Here is a 16,407-nt window from a genome sequence, read left to right on the forward strand (position 1 = left end):
ATGTAAAAAAGAGGGAAGACTGATGACTTACTGAGGGAGGTAGTCGCTGTTAGGTCGATGTGGGCTGCTGAAGGCATGACCGCAATCCAAGCACTCATAGTTGTCCAGCATGCGTTCATCCAGCTGCTTACCTACGTTGGTTCCAATTTCGCAACCCACTGCTGTGCCAGCTAGTGCACCAAGTACAGCGCCAGCAATACCTCCTATGGCAGAACCACCTGGACCAGCAAGCATTCCTGAAGCAATCCCAATTTGCGCGCCACGTAGGCTGCCGTAAAAGCCGCACGCAGCACCAGCTGCACATCCAATAGCACCACCAGCTTTGCGTCCCCAGTTACGGGAGATCACCTGTTTGCTAAGGCAGAGAGGACAGACGTTTGGGAGGGAAGAAAGATGCATCAAAGCTCCTTGGTGAAAAAACAAGAAGCCAGGAGTTAGAGCGCACCAGCCAAGACGGCAGGCATCATCACCAATCCCTGGGAGGGCAGACCGATGTCTGCTCAGGTCGGTGATATGTGTTTGAAATTTTTTGGAATGGAATGTTCGCGGGTGTGCTGATTCTTTGTTTGAACGCATCAGATGTGCATGTGGAGCTGCACTAAGGGTGTTCGCGCAAGGTCACTAGGAGCGCGTGGCTCAACGAGTTCTAAAGATTTAGCGTGCGAAACAGCTTAGCTTCGCAAGCATGGCATGAGCATGATTTCCCCTCTGTATGGAACTAAATGTATGCGGGGTTCGCACGTTCGCACACCACAGAAAATGAGCAGTTTTGCCTCGTTTTTAGGCACATCATTGATGAGAATTCTTGGATCAAAGTTTATTTGATTTGTCAAGAGACATGCTTGTTTTTGAAATTTGCTGGCGACAAGCAGCTACGTCGTCCAAAAAGAGCAAATTTTGTCCAATCGACGCATGTTCAAACAACACACGCAAGCCGACATGCAACAGACATTCAAGAAGCCAAATTTCGAGATCCACTCCACCCACGCTGCTCAGGGTTGTAGGCCAACCAAGCCTGCTAATGGCCAGGGCAAAGGTCTGGCCTGTGAAGTTGCCGTCTCTAAGGAGGTGACGCCATCTTTCATCGACCTGCGCAGGATTGTTCGGCTGGCACAGCTGCTGGAGCACTTGGGGCTATCGCGATCCACCGTGTATCTGCGCTTGAACCCCAAGTCGAAGTATCACGACCCCAAATTTCCAAAGCCGATACGGCTGGGGGCAAAGGCTGTTGGTTGGCTGATGGCGGACATCTGCGCCTACATCGAGTACTTGCAAGAAGGCAAAGCAAGTGTCTGATTATGGGGTACTAAATATTTTATAAATTGTTGATATGAGAAATAGAGATAAATAGCAGAAATCTCCAAGCGTAATTGGAGTATTTCTATGGAATATTGCTTTATTTCTCATCGATTTTAATTGGGTACTTAGTAACTAAGTATATAAGAGTATATGGTTACCATGAAAACTAATAATAATGAAGGATTGCAAAGATCAGAGTTGGTTGATGTCCTTATTAACAGTGAGCATCAACTTGATAATTTGGGTGAGTGTAAAACTGAAACTACAAACTACCAGTTGTTCAAGGCAATTGAAACACTTGCAGAGTGGATTGGTAGAGTACCACATTTTTTTCCTTTTAACTTAGCTAGGAAAAAAACAAAGTATAGGTATGAACTAACATTTTACCAAGATGCTTTTTTCACCTGTATTTCTGAAGTGAGCTTAATGATGAGTGGTGATGACGATGCAGCACCGGACTTCTATACGAAGAGAAGTCCGATTTATGAAATCGTTGTTAACAGGGTAAAGGAGTGGTTACTTGCTCTGCAGAAAAGCAATGTTGATGTTTTTAATTTGATATTTGGAATTGAGCCTAGTGTCTACAGAATTCAATCTGATGAAGATAAAAAAATAATACAACAGGCTATTAACGATCTGTCTGCCTATCTACGTAAACTTTGGATGCTTAAAGGAAATAGGGAGAAGGTTCATTCTTACCGAAAGAATGCAACAGAGGTAAGTCGACAAATTATAAATGTTGCTAAACAAGGGGTTTGTAATACTTCAAAAATTTTATTATGTCGTTTGGATTCTGGGTACAGATACAGAGTTCCAGACAGGCGTGGTAAGTTCTCTTCAAAAGAAGACTATGAAATAAGATTTAAAAGAGTCAGTGCAATGCGCGATGAAATGTTGAAAATTCTTAGAAAGATGTTTGGCAAAGAACTGATTTTTTTCTTCTGGAAAATAGAATGTGCTCCCATTAAGGGATTGCACATTCATTGGTTTATTGGTTTGAATGGATCAAAACATCAAGATCGAATTAACGTTCCTCGAAGAATTGCGGATAAATGGAATGAGTGCTTTGAAAAAGATGATTTCTATACACACAACCTTAGTAGTCATCAAAGGCATGAAGATGCCATATTGCGAGTAATCGATTACAGAGATCCACTACTGGGCCGAATTCTTGGTGGATATGCAGATTATCTTTCTAAGATTGATTATTTGGGCAAACTTAGAACTCCTGGGAACATGCGTACCTTTGGAGGGACAAAACTCAAGAAGACTCAGAAATCTAAAAGAGGTCCTAAGCGCAGTAAGCAGATGCACCATTTTGATGCACTGGAGGTAAGGCGTCCGCTGCAAGAGTTAAGCATGGAAATGGGCTGGCAGGAGTACAAAGGATGATTCTGCGTCCCTATCCATTACATTGCTTACAGGGCATCGGCAGTGACTTTGCTCGGTGTATAACAGATACGTTGCAAACAAAAGAGGCTTTGGTAGGGCCGATCGTGTTGTCAGCGATGTCTGCCGCTGTTCATGGTTCATTGGATATCAATACACCAATGCACAGACTGATGCCTGCTAGCCTTTACACGACAGTTGTAGCTGGATCAGGGCTTGGTAAAACAGCGACTACTAACTACGCCTACCATGGGTTTCGAGAGTTTGAGGCTAAATGCGTTGGGAGTATTTCTCCCAAGGATGGTTTTGTTGCAAGTAAGGGGCACCCCTACCGTATAGATGATGCTTCGGAGGCTGGACTTGTCACTCTCTTTGGTTGTGGAGCTAAGGCCATAGCCCTGGTTCTGGATGAAGGTGGATTACTGGCTGAGCATTTAGACCTGCTGCGGCTATGCAAGAAGTTCGACGGTGATGATCTACGCTTCATACGAAAGCACGAGATCATCCAGGTACGTGATACGCGAACCACCTTTTGTATGACGATCCAGGATGCTGTTTTTGAGGGCCTACGCAAAGGCAAGCAAGGTCCGATACTAGTGCCTTCTGGTTTTATGCCAAGAATGTTGCTGTCGTATGCGACAGACTCACTTGACTACTACGGCCATAGCTTAGGCGCCAGGCAAAAACTCAATCCCAACCTGCATCCATTTCACGATCGAGTGAGAGAGTTGATGGATGACTACCGTGACATTTTGGAGACCGGTGGGCAAAGGCGCCAGATTCGTTTGTCTTCCGAGGCGGAGCATCTGTGGTCACAAGAGAGCAGTGCTTGGAAAGCTTTGCCTAGTGCTGACGAGACCTGGATAGGTATGGATCCATTTGTTCAGCGTGCTGGTGAGCATGCTTTGCGTATTGCTGCAGTCTTGCAATGGTTTACAGATCCAAAAGAGGAGATTAGGTTGGACTGCATGCAATCAGCCTGGACCTTGGTGGATTGGCATCTTGATCAGGCATTAATGGGGTTTGGGGCACCTTCAGAAGATGCTTTGCAGATCCGCTTGGGCAATGAACTGTATGCTTACCTGCTGCGAAAGTGTAGGGTGAATGGTCAAGGGGCATTCATGAGGGTGGATTTGCTCCGCAAAGGTCCTGCCAACTTGCGAAAGGCTGCTGACTTGGATCTTGCGATTGATCAACTGTTCCTTGAGAACAAACTGGTGCCTGCTGTGCCAGGAACGCGCAAGCAGTTGATCTTGAACATTACGCCGAACTTTGTGCCGGGCATGTTGCCAAATGCACTAGGGTCAGCCAAGAAGATGGCGGACTTTCTAACGAGGCTGAAGCCTTATGTTCATTGACAGCAGTTGCAGCCTCCGAAGGTCTAAGAGCTTTCGGTGGTTTCTTCCTTTTTGTCGAGCAGTGCAAGAAACCTTTTCTCAAACACAGGGTCACTTTTTTGCCACTCTCGAAATTTTCGTTCCAAGCTATCAGCTACCAAATCATGACCGTAAGTCACTTTCCTTTTTGTCTTGGGATGCGGCTTGTGCAGTTGATGTGCTTGGTAATCATCCAAAATCGCGGCCAGCTCATCTTCGAGCCTTCGAAAAAAGGCTTTTTTGCTCTGGAAGCGTTGCTCCCTCTGGGATTCGAGAAATTCTGAGAATTTTTCTTTGAGCAAGTCTTCCCCGATAGCTTTGGCACCACCGCCTTTGGCGGCTCTAGCCTGTCGAATGATGGGGTCTTCAGGGACAGTCTGCGGAAACTCCAGCATGGGATGCATGCGGTAGCAATGCAATTGCAATGCAAAGAAGTGGGGCACGACTTGATCCAAGAAACACCTGTTGCTTATGTTCTTAGGGAGCAAGAGGGTATTGATGTACGTAGCCTCATCCACGTCTGATGAAAGGGCTGAACGTTTGACACCACCAGCACGACTGGATTTTTCTTTTGTTTCTATGTTTCGAACAGTAGCAAGCAAATCTATGTAGACCATTGCGAGCGGATCCGAGTGAAGTGGAGCACAAGCTAGGACTTGCTTTGCCTTGAGCTGAAGCTGCAATGACGGGTTGTATTTTTGCATCCAAAGGTTGCATAGCTTCTTGCTGTGATTCGTTTCAGCTTTACGGGCTAGGTCGGCAGCAAGCATCCAGATCGCTTTCAACTTGCCTTGTAGTGAACCTGGGTTGTCGTACATAGCTAAAGCTATGAGCACGCCTCTTGGGTTAATGGCTATGCGTGCAGCTTCTTTTTCTTTTTCTTTTTTTTCTTCTTCTGTCATGTCGGTAAACGGTGCGGAGCTGGGGTGGAAGTCGTATAGCACATCTCAGATGGCGAAAAGGTGATCCATGTGAAATGACTACTCAAGCTCTTTCCAAAGAAATCTAACCAAAGCCAATGCTAAATGGCATACCAGATGGCATGCCGGCGATGTCGAAAAACAAAAAAGCCAAGTGAAATCAATCACTTGGCTTTCATATTTGGCGGAGGCTGTGTCAAATTGTGTTGCTGCAGCTAGCGCCATCTGCCGGGTGCATGTGGCACCTGTCCTCCAAAAGCTCTGAGGAGCAGAGAACTATCTAAGAACAGAGTGCGATTCAAAGTACGATAGTGCCCTCATAGCGTTGCTTGACACGATGTTTTTTTCGAATTGGCAAAGAAGTTCAAGCATTGTTTTTTTTCCGGGTATAGGTCCGGGTACGACTGTAATTTATCTGGGGAATTTATGAATAAAAACAAATGCTTGGATTCTTACTTCTTGTTTAACGTCTAAATTGGTCGAGGCTCCTGCGCAAGCCTTGCATGCCGAGCTGGTGGCGGTGTTGGCCGCTGTCAGCTTGGGACAGCCCCGGGTGCTCACCACCCGTGGTGGCCAGGCCTTGCCTGCCGGGCCCTTCCAGATGCTGCACCGCTCGCTGCAAGCGGGGCTGCGCAGCTGGGTGGAGAGTCAGACCCAGCACAGCCTGGGCTATGTAGAGCAGCTCTACACCTTCGCCGACCGCGAGCGCGAAGAAGCGGCCCATGTGCTGTCCATCAGCTATTTGGGGCTGACGCGAGAGCCAGAGCAAGCCCCTCTGGGGGATACCAGCTGGCAAGACTGGTACAGCTATTTCCCGTGGGAAGACTGGCGCGACGGCGCGCCTGCGGTCTTGGCGCAGCAGATTGTGCCGCCGCTGCAAGCGTGGGTGAATGAAGCGCCCAACAAGGCGTTGAGGCAGTCCAGGCAAGCACGGGTAGCTATTAATTTTGGTTTGACCGACCAAGTCTGGAACGAAGACTTGGTGCTGCAGCGCTATGAGCTGCTGTTTGAAGCGGGTTTGGTGCAAGAGGCGACGCGCCGGGGGATTGCAGCGCGCGCCCAGCTACCGGGGCGGGCCATGCAGCACGACCACCGCCGCATTTTGGCCACCGGCATTGCGCGGCTGCGCGCCAAGATCAAATACCGCCCCGTGGTGTTTGAGCTGATGCCGCCCGAATTCACTTTGCTGCAGTTGCAGCAAACGGTGGAAGCCTTGGCTGGCCGTGGCTTGCACAAGCAAAATTTCCGTCGTCTGATGGAACAGCAGGAGCTGGTGGAAGAAACCGGCGCCATGACGGCGGGCGCTGCAGGCCGTCCGGCCAAGCTGTTTCGCTTTCGCAGTGATGTGCTGCAAGAGCGGGCCACGGCGGGCAGCAAACTGCCTTTGGCACGGGGCGCATAAATATATGGATGAAAAAAATAAGAGCTTAAAGCGCTGGATAGATCAGCGTTAGAGCCATAAAAGATGCGCAATGCTTGGCGGTGCAGACGGTTGCTTGCCTCAAATAGGCAAGGCCCACAGGATGGCGATGGTCATCACCAGATAGCGAAAAAACTTGCCAATCGCCATATAGAACACGCAGGGCCAAAACGGAAGCTTCAGCCACCCCGCGACTGCACACAGCGGGTCGCCCACAATCGGCAGCCAGCTCAGCAGACAGGTTTTCGCTCCCCATTTGCGCAGCCAAATGCGTGCGCGCCGCTCGTGGCGGGAGAGGGTGCGCGGTGGTTTTTTGCCCGCCTCCAGGGGCAAGCCCGCACGGCGGCGCTGGCGCGCGATGTTCCAGGCTTTGTTGGCGCCCAGGCCCATCCACCAACTGATCGCCCCTCCCAGCGTGTTGCCAGCCGTGGCCGCAAAGATAGCGGGCCAAAACAGCTCGGGGTTCAAGTGCAGCAATCCCACCACTGCAGGCTCAGAACCCATGGGCAGCAACGTGGCCGACACCAGCGCCACCATGAACAAGGTGCTCAGGCCAAATTGTGGCAGCGCCAGCCAGTGCAAAATTTCTTGAAACCAAGCTTCCATGTGGCGAGTTTAGGGGCATGCCAGTTGTCACCAGACAGAGGCTTAGCCTAAGCTGGGGGTATGAATATCGCATTTGCAGTGAAGAAGTGTGTGCAGCAGCCAGTCGGCGCAGGGCTTGGGGCTGCGTTGGTGTTGCTGGCCTGCAGTGCCAGCGCCAAAGACACCAGCTGGCCGACGGTGGAGCAAGAGCGGTTTATCGCCACGGAATGTGCCGCTTTGCTGGAACATGCCAGAACGCGGCATGCCATGCAGATGGTGAAGGTGCTGGTGCAGTCGCAGGGTATGCAGCTGGTGTTGCAGGCGTGCCCCTATGTACGCACCCATCCGGGTACGCTGCAGCAGGTGCTGGATGTGCGTGTGAGGGTGGTAGACAGCGAAACAGCCGCCCATTTTGTGCGTGGCCCCTTGGCCGACGGCGAAGAGGTGGATATGGGCGATGTGCACCTGGGTTTGCCCGAGGAGGTGGCGGCCCAGGAGCCCGATGTGGCCCCCGATGTGCAATTCAACCGGGGCTGGCTGGCAGCGGTGATGCTAGGGCGTGGCTGGCAGGCAGTGCCTGGGCACTGGTGGGCGTTTGTGCCAGCGCCCTCCAGAAAATAAGGCGGGTGGCGCAAGCGAGGGGTGATTTACCTGATTCTTTGCTAGTGTCTTTGTAGCGCGCAGGGGTGCTCATTTTTTGGGCAGATACAATAGCCGACTTTCTTTCCCTCCACCTTTTGCCCCCCTGGTTTTGCCCCCATGACTGCGCTACGCATTGGTCAGCATACGCTGACGAATAACCTGTTTGTTGCCCCCATGGCGGGTGTGACGGACCGGCCGTTTCGCCAGCTGTGCAAGGCACTGGGGGCAGGCTATGCGGTCAGCGAGATGGTGACATCGCGCAAAGACTTGTGGAACAGCCTCAAGACCAGCCGCCGCGCCAACCATGCCGGTGAACCGGGGCCGATCTCGGTGCAGATCGCCGGCACCGACGCCGACATGATGGCCGAGGCAGCGGTCTACAACATCGAGCGCGGCGCGCAAATCATTGACATCAACATGGGCTGCCCGGCCAAAAAGGTGTGCAACAAGTGGGCCGGTTCCGCGCTGATGCAAAACGAGCCTTTGGCCGTGGAAATTGCCCAGGCCGTGGTGGAGGCCGCGCGCCCGTTCAACGTGCCGGTCACCCTGAAGATGCGCACGGGCTGGAGTGATGACCACAAAAACGCTGTGGCGCTGGCCCGGCAGTTTGAAGGCGTGGGCATTCAAATGCTGACCGTGCATGGCCGCACCCGCGCGCAGGGCTACAAAGGCTTTGCCGAGTACGACACCATTGCCGCTGTCAAGCAGGCCGTGCGCGTGCCGGTGGTGGCCAATGGCGACATCACCAGCCCGGGAAAAGCCCGTGATGTGCTGGCCTATACCGGCGCCGATGCGGTGATGGTGGGCCGCGCTGCGCAGGGTCGCCCCTGGATTTTTCGCGAAATCGGTCACTTTCTGGCCACGGGCGAACACCTGCCGCCACCGCTGGTGAGTGAGCTGCGCAGCCTGCTGCTGGAGCATTTGCAAGACCACTACAGCCTGTATGGCGAGCTGACCGGCGTGCGCAGTGCGCGCAAGCACATTGCATGGTATTTGCGTGCTTTGCCAGGTGGGGAAGACTTTCGACAACGTATCAACACCATCGACGACTGCCAGGTGCAGTGGCAGGCCGTAGCTGACTATTTGGAGCAGCTGGGCCAGCAGATGGAGCGCTTGCCACAGCCTTCTGTGGCAGCCACCGAGCAAGAAATTGAGGAATTGGCTGCATGAGCACCCAAGCAAATGACAACCTGAGTGTTGAGGAATGCGTGCGCGCAAATCTGGAGATGTATTTCCGCGATTTGGGCGGCGAGACACCCAGCAATATGTATGACATGTTGCTGCGTCTGGTGGAAAAGCCGCTGCTCGACGTGGTGATGCAGCAGTCAGACAATAACCAGTCGCGCGCTGCGCAATGGCTGGGGCTGAACCGCAACACGCTGCGCAAAAAGCTCTTAGAGCATGGCATGCTCTAAAAAGCGCCAGAGACACCTTATTTAATAGCTGTCAGCGCTTGCTGCATAAGCGCTGAGCAAAGATTTCATCATTATTGAGTTGCACCATGAAAGCACTGCTCTCCGTCTCGGACAAGACCGGCATCGTTGAATTTGCACAAGCCCTGCACGCCATGGGCGTGCAACTGCTGTCGACTGGCGGCACGGCCAAGTTGCTGGCCGACCAGGGCCTGCCCGTGACCGAAGTCGCCGAAGTCACCCAGTTCCCTGAAATGCTGGACGGCCGCGTCAAGACCCTGCACCCCAAGGTCCACGGTGGTCTGCTGGCCCGCCGCGACTTTCCCGAGCACATGGCAGCGCTGAAGGAACACGGCATTGAGACCATCGACCTGCTGGTGGTGAACCTCTACCCCTTCGAAGCGACCGTGGCCAAGGCCGGTTGCACACTGGCGGACGCGATCGAGAACATCGACATTGGTGGCCCCGCCATGGTGCGCTCTGCCGCCAAGAACTGGAAAGACGTGGGCGTGATCACCGCTGCGGACCAGTACGAAGCGGTGCTGGCCGAACTCAAGGCCAACGGCAAGCTCAGCGACAAGCTGCGTTTTAGCCTGTCGGTGGCTGCGTTTAACCGCATCAGCCAGTACGACGGTGCGATCAGCAACTACCTGTCTTCCGTGACTTTTGAAGAAGACAAGCTGAGCGAAGCGTACGTGCCCGCCCGCGCCGAGTTCCCCGGCCAGTTCAATGAGCAGTACGTGAAGGTGCAAGATCTGCGCTACGGTGAAAACAGCCACCAGCAAGCCGCCTGGTACCGCGACCTGGCACCTGCTGCCGGTTCGCTGGCCACGGGCGTGCAGCTGCAGGGCAAGGAACTGAGCTACAACAACATTGCCGACGCCGATGCCGCGTGGGAATGCGTCAAGAGCTTTGAAGTGCCCGCCTGCGTGATCATCAAGCACGCCAACCCCTGCGGCGTGGCCGTGGGTGCTACACCTTTTGAAGCCTATTCCAAGGCCTTCCAGACCGACCCTACCAGCGCATTTGGCGGCATCATCGCCTTCAACCGCCCGGTGGACAAGGCGGCTGCCGAAGCCGTGTCCAAGCAGTTCGTCGAAGTGCTGATGGCTCCGGACTTCACCGCCGAAGCGCTGGAAATTTTCAAGGCCAAGGTCAACGTGCGCTTGATGAAGATTGCGCTGCCTGCCAACTATGGCGACGTGCGCAACGCGCTGGAAACCAAGCGCGTGGGCTCGGGCCTGCTGCTGCAATCGGCCGACAACCACGAGTTGAAGCTGCAAGAGCTGAAGGTGGTGACCATCAAGCAACCCACCCCAGAAGAGCTGCAAGACCTGCTGTTCGCGTGGAAGGTGGCCAAGTTCGTCAAGTCCAACGCCATCGTGTTCTGCAAGAACGGCATGACCATGGGTGTGGGCGCAGGCCAGATGTCGCGCCTGGACTCGGCACGCATTGCCTCCATCAAGGCCGAAGCCGCCAAGCTGTCGCTGCAAAACACCGTGGTGGCGTCGGATGCGTTCTTCCCCTTCCGCGATGGTCTGGATGTGGTGGTGGACGCCGGTGCGACCTGCGTGGCACAGCCCGGCGGCTCCATGCGTGACCAGGAAGTGATCGATGCGGCCAACGAGCGTGGCGTGGCGATGGTGTTTACTGGCGTGCGCCACTTCCGCCACTAATTTGGCGGACAGTGCATTTCACGCTTGATGCTTCGTTGCAATCCCTCGCTGTAGCGCTGCTACTGTCTTCGGGATTGACGCCTCGCCTCAATCGCCCATCTGCGATGGGCTGCGCGAACTGCACTGTCTGATAAGTCCTTTGCTGCCCAGTGGTTGGTGAAGGCATCGCACACTCGGCATGTGGTTTCGGCCCCGTGCCGTTTTGCTTTTTGGCGAAAGGATTTTTTCATGCGGGATTACGACGACGAGCCCATGCAACGCCCCAAGTGGCTGGGCTGGCTCATCATCATCGGCATGGTGGCAGTGGTGTTGGGTTTGCTGAACTTGGGCGTGCGCCTGTACATCGGCACGCCTGCAGATCAAAGCACCGCTCAGCGTATGCAGGAGATGGTGCAGCAACGCCCTGCGCTGGCCCAAGGCCAGGCCTATATGGATGGCAGCGACTGCATGCGTTGCCACGGCATTGACCGCAAGTTTGTTGGCCCCAGCTTTTTGCAGGTGGCGGATAAATACCGGGGACAAAACGATGCCACAGCCTATATTGCGCGCAAGATTCGCGAGGGCAGTGTGGGCGTGTGGGGCAACACCATCATGCCGCGCCACCCCCAAGTGACGCAGGAGCAAGCCGAAGGCATGGCGGACTGGATTTTGGCCATTCCACCCAAAACCGGGGAATAGACCTGTCCCACGCGGCTGGCCGCGCGCAGACACAGCCCGAAGTTGCCTCTGGCACTTCGGGCTTTTTTTGCGTATAAATCTTGTTGTTTGCAATATAGCTGTGCGATATGCTGTATGTATGCATGATTTTTGCCAGGTGTGCGGTGCTACCGGGCTTGGCGCCGATGTGCAGCAGGGCGCGCACAAAACAAGCGTGCAAGAGGGTGTAAGTGCATGCTTGGTGTAAAGGGTTTGGGTAATCCCTAGGATCGTGCTTTTGAAACGATATGGCTGCCAGCGCGAAGCACGTGGAGTGCAGCGCAGCGGCCACACAAAGGTTTGGCATGCAGTGGTTACGAACCAAAAGCGTCGCGCAGGCATTGGCGGATGCCGATGAGCCCGGGCGCCAGCTCAAGCGCACCTTGGGCACTTTCGACTTGATCATCATGGGTCTGGCCGTGGCCGTGGGGGCGGGTATTTTTTCGGTGGGCGCACGCGCCGCAGGCACGTTTGCGGGCCCCGCCGTGATCTTCTCGTTTGTGATTGCGGCGTTCACGTGTGCGCTGGCCATCATGTGTTATGCCGAGTTTGCCTCCAAAGTACCGGTTACTGGCAGCGCCTACACCTATACCTACCTGACGCTGGGTGAGGGGCTGGCGTGGATCATTGGCTGGAATTTGCTGCTAGAGATGATTTCCGCCGCCGCCGTGATTGCCAAGTACTGGGGCATTTACCTGAGCACGGTGTTTGCGACGGCGGGCCTGGATATCCCTTCCACCGTACAGTTGGGCGGGCTGACCATGTACTGGGGGCCGTTTTTGGTGGTGGCGGTGTTTACCGTGCTGCTGATGGTGGGCACGCAGGTGTCGGCCCAGGTGAACAATGTGTTTACGCTCATCAAAATTGCCATCACGCTGTTTGTGATTGTGGTGGGCTTTACCTACATGAACACGGACAATTTCTCACCCTTCATTCCGCCGTCGCAGCCGCCGGTGGTGGGCCATGGCGTGACGGGCGATGTCTGGGGGCAGCCCATGCTGGCGTGGCTGTTTGGTGCAGCGCCCAGCCAGTACGGCTGGCTGGGGGTGATCTCCGGCGCATCGCTGGTGTTCTTTGCCTTTTTGGGCTTTGACATCGTGGCCACTTCGGCTGAAGAAGTGAAAGACCCGCAGCGCACCTTGCCGCGCGGTATTTTGGGCGGCCTGGCTTTGGTGACGGTGCTCTACATTCTGGTCACGCTGGCGCTGACCGGCATGGTGCCCTATACCGAGTTGGCCAAGGCCGAGAACCCCTCGCTGGCCACCGCATTCGTGGCGGTGGGGGCTGACTGGGCTGCGCAAATCATTGCGATGGGGGTGCTGGTGGGGATGACGACAGTGGTCATGGTGCTGCTGATGGGCAGCTCCCGCGTGCTGCTGGCGCTGTGCCGTGATGGCCTGCTGCCACGCAGCTGGGGCGTGACGTCGGCCACGCGCAAAACCCCCATGCGCTTGCAAATTGCGGTGGGCGTGGTGGTGGCGGTTTTGGCGGGCTTTACCAAGGTGGAGCTGCTCGAAGAGATGATCAACATCGGCACCTTGTCGGCCTTTGTGCTGGTCAGCCTGGGCGTGCTGGTGCTGCGCAAAAAGAATCCCGGCGCCGGCGGCTACCGCGTGCCGTTGGGGGGCGTGCTGCCGGTGCTGTCTGCCGTGCTGTGCGTGTACTTGATGCTGAACCTGACCACTTTGACCTGGGTGCGCTTTGTAGGCTGGATGGCACTGGGGGTGGTGATTTATGTCTGCTACGGCATGCACCACTCGCGTGTGGCGCAGCAAGATCGCCGCCAAGCTCCATAAAAAAGGAGCTGCTTGCGCAAGTAAATCATAGGTTTCAATATAAAAAGTATCTGAATCGCTTGATATTGAAGCGCTAGCAGCTATTAATTTTTAAACCCGGTGCCGCTCAATCGCACCGGGTTTTTTCATGGGTGTTTGTTTTACAGTGGTGGCCAAGGAGTGTTTGCATGATTCCCACTGCTGCCGGGCCTGACGGCCAGCCCCGTTGCCAATGGTGCTTGGCCACCGACCGCTATATCCACTACCACGACCATGAGTGGGGCTTTCCGGTGGCGGATGACCGGAGGCTGTTTGAAAAGATCAGCCTGGAGGCTTTCCAGTCCGGCCTGAGTTGGTACACCATCTTGGTCAAACGGGAACACTTTCGCGCGGCATTTGCGCAGTTTGACTTTCACCAAGTGGCCCAGTTTGGCGCAGCCGATGTGCAGCGCTTGCTGCAAGACGCGGGGATTGTGCGCCACCGCGGCAAGATTGAAGCCGTGATCCACAACGCCGCCCGCGCGGTGGAGATGGTGGCGCAAGAAGGCTCGCTGGCCGCTTTCTTTTGGCGCTATATGCCCACCACGCCCAGCGATGGCACGGTGCTGCAGGCGCACACCGAGCAGTCCCAGGCCTTGGCCAAAGCGCTCAAACAGCGGGGGTGGAAGTTTGTTGGCCCCACCACGGCTTATGCCTTCATGCAATCGATGGGCATGGTGAACGACCATGCCCCCGAGTGCGTCACGCGGGCGGCGGTGGAGGCGATGCAGCAAAATTTTCAACTGCCGCGCTAAGTGGCCGCCATGACAAAGCCCCGCAGCTTTGCAGCGTGCGGGGCTGGGTCAAAAGCGTTGAAAAACGGCTTACAGCGTCTTAAACACCTCACGCGCCGCGTCTACCGTGCGCGCAATGTCTTCCTCGGTGTGGGCGCTGCTCACAAAGCCGGCCTCGTACAGCGCCGGGGCAAAGTAGTGGCCGCGCTCCAGCATGCCGTGGTAGAACTTGTTGAACAGCGCGCCGTCGGTCTTCATTACCGCGTGGTAAGTGCTGGGCAGCTCGGGCAGCAGGTAAAAACCGAACAGGCCGCCTTGCCAGTCGATGCTAAAGGGAACGTCGGCCGCATCGGCTTCGGCTTTGAGCCCCTGCATCAGGTGGCCGGTCTTGAGGTGCAGGTCCGCGTGGAAGCCCGGCTGGCTGATCAGCTCCAGCGTCTTGAGGCCGCAGGCCGTGGCAATCGGGTTGCCCGACAGCGTGCCAGCCTGGTAGACCGGGCCCAGGGGCGAGAGTTTTTCCATGATGGCGCGTCGGCCGCCGAACGCGGCCATGGGCATGCCGCCGCCAATGACCTTGCCCAGCACGGTCAGGTCGGGCGCAAAGCCCTTGATCTGCTGGGCGTAAATGCTTTGCGCGCAGCCCAGAGCGACGCGAAAGCCCGTCATCACCTCGTCGTAGATCATCAGCGCGCCGTGCTCTTGCGTCAGCTCACGGATGCGGCGGGTAAATTCAACGGAAGCGCGCACAAAGTTCATGTTGCCGGCGATCGGCTCCAGGATCACGCAGGCAACTTCGCTGCCGATTTTGGCGAAAGCTTCTTCCAGTTGGGCGACATCGTTGTACTCCAGCACGATGGTGTCTTTGACCACATCGGCAGGTACACCCGCCGAGGAAGACGAGCCAAAGGTGGCCAGCCCCGAACCTGCTTTGACCAGCAGGGAGTCGGCATGGCCGTGGTAGCAGCCGTTGAACTTGATGATCTTGTTGCGGCCGGTGTAGCCGCGCGCCAGGCGCAGGGCGCTCATGCCCGCTTCGGTGCCGGAGGAGACCATGCGCACCATTTCCATGGACGGCACCAGTTCACGGATTTTTTCGGCCAGCATGACTTCGCGTTCGGTGGGCGCGCCAAAGCTAAAGCCTTCCAGCACGGCGGCTTGCACGGCTTGCAGTACCTCGGGGTGGCCGTGTCCCAGAATCATCGGCCCCCAGGAGCCGATGTAGTCCACAAATTGCTGATCGTTCGCATCCCAGAAATAAGGGCCTTGGGCGCGTTTGACGAAACGAGGCGTGCCGCCCACAGCGTTGAAAGCACGCACGGGCGAGTTCACGCCGCCAGGAATCACGCCTTTGGCGCGCTCGAACAATGGTTGATTCAGGTCAGTGTTTGGTGTCATGAGAAGGCATCACAAAGCCCTCAAGGGGCGGAGGGGTCCCCTCGGCGGAGGGGAGTTCAGGCAGTGTTTGCGCGGTATCTTCGCCGCTTTCCGTCGCGTCAGCACCTTCTTCGGGCTGCGCCCAGAACATCCGGTCGGGTATGAGTTGACCCATGCCCGGTCTGAAACCACTGCCCAGGCTGCGGTCCAGATACTCCAGCGCCTCTTGGGCTGCCGCACCCAAATCGTTGCCCGCAGCGAGCAACGCCGTCAGCGCCGCAGAGAGGGTGTCGCCCGCACCGAGAAAGCTGCCATCGAACAGCTCGAACTTGCTGCTGCCAATGACGGTTTCGGTGGAAGCCAGTACGTTGTCGATGTGTTGCTCGGGCAAAGGGATGCCGGTGACCAGCACAAAGGGCACATCCAGGGCCTCGGCGGCCTTGGCGATGTCCCGGGCGCTGGGCGGGCGGCTTTGTGACCAGTCTGGCAGCAGCCAGCGGCTGAGCGTTCCGTGGTTGCCAACCAACACCGAGGTTTGAGGCATGACAAGAGCCTGGAAGGCATCCAGATACTCTTCCAGCCCATCGCCTTGCCACCAGGACAGGTCGGGCATGTAACTGACGATAGGAATGTCGGGGTAGTCACTGGACAGCTCGGCAATCGCCGCCAGGTTGGCGGGGCTGCCTGCAAAGCCGACCTTGATGGCGCGCACGGGAATGTCTTCCAGTACGGTGCGGGCTTGGTCGGTGATCAATTCGTCGTCGAGGGCCGTGTGCGAAAACACATGGCTGGTGTCGCGCACCACGACGCCCGTGACCACTGCCACAGGGTGGCCACCGACGGAAGCGATGGTGGTGATGTCCGCAGCCAAGCCGCCTGCGCCACTGGGGTCACAAGCGTTGAAACACATCACGCACATTGGCTGTGCGAGCACGGTTTCGGTGTTGTCGGGGGGGATTTTTGCAGTTGGAACTGCTGGGGGCTGAAATGCCATGCGTTGTCCCAATGACCGCCTCTCTGTCAAGAGGGGGTGGTAGGTGCCTAGATACAATCATTGCATTCTATTGGAA

At 55.7% G+C, this 16,407-nt stretch carries 16 protein-coding genes; 11 read left to right on the forward strand and 5 right to left on the reverse strand.

The window, feature by feature from the left end; all coding sequences use genetic code 11:
• Nucleotides 1-27 precede the first annotated feature (27 nt).
• Nucleotides 28-399, reverse strand: a complete 372-nt coding sequence (locus QEP12_RS11125) for a hypothetical protein (protein WP_284214295.1) — start codon at nucleotides 397-399, stop codon at nucleotides 28-30.
• A gap of 513 nt (nucleotides 400-912) precedes the next feature.
• On the opposite strand from QEP12_RS11125, the gene QEP12_RS11130 reads away from it, so the two are divergent.
• The 3 genes from QEP12_RS11130 to QEP12_RS11140 all read left to right on the forward strand — a co-directional run bounded on the left by QEP12_RS11130 (nucleotide 913) and on the right by QEP12_RS11140 (nucleotide 4,046).
• Nucleotides 913-1,296, forward strand: coding sequence for a helix-turn-helix transcriptional regulator (locus tag QEP12_RS11130; RefSeq protein ID WP_284214296.1), 384 nt, complete (start codon nucleotides 913-915; stop codon nucleotides 1,294-1,296).
• Between the two features lie 162 nt (nucleotides 1,297-1,458).
• Nucleotides 1,459-2,691, forward strand: coding sequence for a hypothetical protein (locus QEP12_RS11135; protein ID WP_284214297.1), 1,233 nt, complete (start codon nucleotides 1,459-1,461; stop codon nucleotides 2,689-2,691).
• Nucleotides 2,688-4,046, forward strand: coding sequence for a DUF3987 domain-containing protein (locus QEP12_RS11140; protein WP_174862481.1), 1,359 nt, complete (start codon nucleotides 2,688-2,690; stop codon nucleotides 4,044-4,046). Before QEP12_RS11135 ends, QEP12_RS11140 begins: the two co-directional genes overlap by 4 nt.
• Before the next feature lie 23 nt (nucleotides 4,047-4,069).
• Here QEP12_RS11140 and QEP12_RS11145 read toward each other — a convergent pair whose 3' ends face one another.
• Entirely contained in the window at nucleotides 4,070-4,966 is an 897-nt protein-coding gene (locus QEP12_RS11145; RefSeq protein ID WP_284214298.1) for a hypothetical protein, read from the reverse strand.
• A gap of 493 nt (nucleotides 4,967-5,459) precedes the next feature.
• Here QEP12_RS11145 and QEP12_RS11150 point away from each other — a divergent pair, with 493 nt between their 5' ends.
• Nucleotides 5,460-6,386, forward strand: a complete 927-nt coding sequence (locus QEP12_RS11150) for an NUDIX hydrolase (protein WP_174862483.1) — start codon at nucleotides 5,460-5,462, stop codon at nucleotides 6,384-6,386.
• Between the two features lie 99 nt (nucleotides 6,387-6,485).
• On the opposite strand, the gene QEP12_RS11155 is transcribed toward QEP12_RS11150, so the two are convergent.
• Entirely contained in the window at nucleotides 6,486-7,010 is a 525-nt protein-coding gene (locus QEP12_RS11155; protein WP_284214299.1) for a YqaA family protein, read from the reverse strand.
• A gap of 60 nt (nucleotides 7,011-7,070) precedes the next feature.
• Between QEP12_RS11155 and QEP12_RS11160 the strand changes: the two genes are divergently transcribed.
• From QEP12_RS11160 to QEP12_RS11190, 7 genes are all read left to right on the forward strand, one after another.
• Nucleotides 7,071-7,610, forward strand: coding sequence for a M15 family metallopeptidase domain-containing protein (locus tag QEP12_RS11160; RefSeq protein WP_284214300.1), 540 nt, complete (start codon nucleotides 7,071-7,073; stop codon nucleotides 7,608-7,610).
• Between the two features lie 138 nt (nucleotides 7,611-7,748).
• A complete protein-coding gene (dusB, locus tag QEP12_RS11165) occupies nucleotides 7,749-8,801 on the forward strand; it encodes a tRNA dihydrouridine synthase DusB (RefSeq protein ID WP_284214301.1) in 1,053 nt (350 codons plus the stop codon).
• Nucleotides 8,798-9,046 (forward strand): helix-turn-helix domain-containing protein, encoded by a 249-nt coding sequence (locus QEP12_RS11170; RefSeq protein ID WP_219162727.1) that lies wholly within the window; start codon nucleotides 8,798-8,800, stop codon nucleotides 9,044-9,046. Before dusB ends, QEP12_RS11170 begins: the two co-directional genes overlap by 4 nt.
• A gap of 86 nt (nucleotides 9,047-9,132) precedes the next feature.
• Nucleotides 9,133-10,719, forward strand: a complete 1,587-nt coding sequence (gene purH, locus QEP12_RS11175) for a bifunctional phosphoribosylaminoimidazolecarboxamide formyltransferase/IMP cyclohydrolase (protein WP_284214302.1) — start codon at nucleotides 9,133-9,135, stop codon at nucleotides 10,717-10,719.
• Between the two features lie 228 nt (nucleotides 10,720-10,947).
• A complete protein-coding gene (locus tag QEP12_RS11180; protein ID WP_174862487.1) occupies nucleotides 10,948-11,397 on the forward strand; it encodes a c-type cytochrome in 450 nt (149 codons plus the stop codon).
• A gap of 323 nt (nucleotides 11,398-11,720) precedes the next feature.
• Nucleotides 11,721-13,211, forward strand: coding sequence for an amino acid permease (locus QEP12_RS11185; protein ID WP_284214303.1), 1,491 nt, complete (start codon nucleotides 11,721-11,723; stop codon nucleotides 13,209-13,211).
• 167 nt (nucleotides 13,212-13,378) lie between these two features.
• The gene (locus QEP12_RS11190) at nucleotides 13,379-13,984 is read left to right on the forward strand and encodes a DNA-3-methyladenine glycosylase I (protein WP_284214304.1); all 606 of its coding nucleotides are present in this window, start codon (nucleotides 13,379-13,381) and stop codon (nucleotides 13,982-13,984) included.
• Nucleotides 13,985-14,053: 69 nt separating this feature from the next.
• Here QEP12_RS11190 and hemL read toward each other — a convergent pair whose 3' ends face one another.
• Complete coding sequence (gene hemL, locus QEP12_RS11195; protein ID WP_284214305.1) at nucleotides 14,054-15,358, reverse strand: glutamate-1-semialdehyde 2,1-aminomutase; 1,305 nt, start codon at nucleotides 15,356-15,358, stop codon at nucleotides 14,054-14,056.
• Nucleotides 15,342-16,331 carry a bifunctional hydroxymethylpyrimidine kinase/phosphomethylpyrimidine kinase gene (gene thiD, locus QEP12_RS11200; protein ID WP_431308082.1) on the reverse strand — a complete coding sequence of 330 codons (990 nt, stop codon included), beginning with the start codon at nucleotides 16,329-16,331 and terminating at the stop codon, nucleotides 15,342-15,344. The genes hemL and thiD overlap by 17 nt, the downstream gene beginning before the upstream one ends.
• Between the last annotated feature and the right edge of the window lie 76 nt (nucleotides 16,332-16,407).

This window comes from Comamonas jiangduensis (assembly GCF_030162955.1).
GTDB lineage: Bacteria > Pseudomonadota > Gammaproteobacteria > Burkholderiales > Burkholderiaceae_C > Comamonas > Comamonas jiangduensis.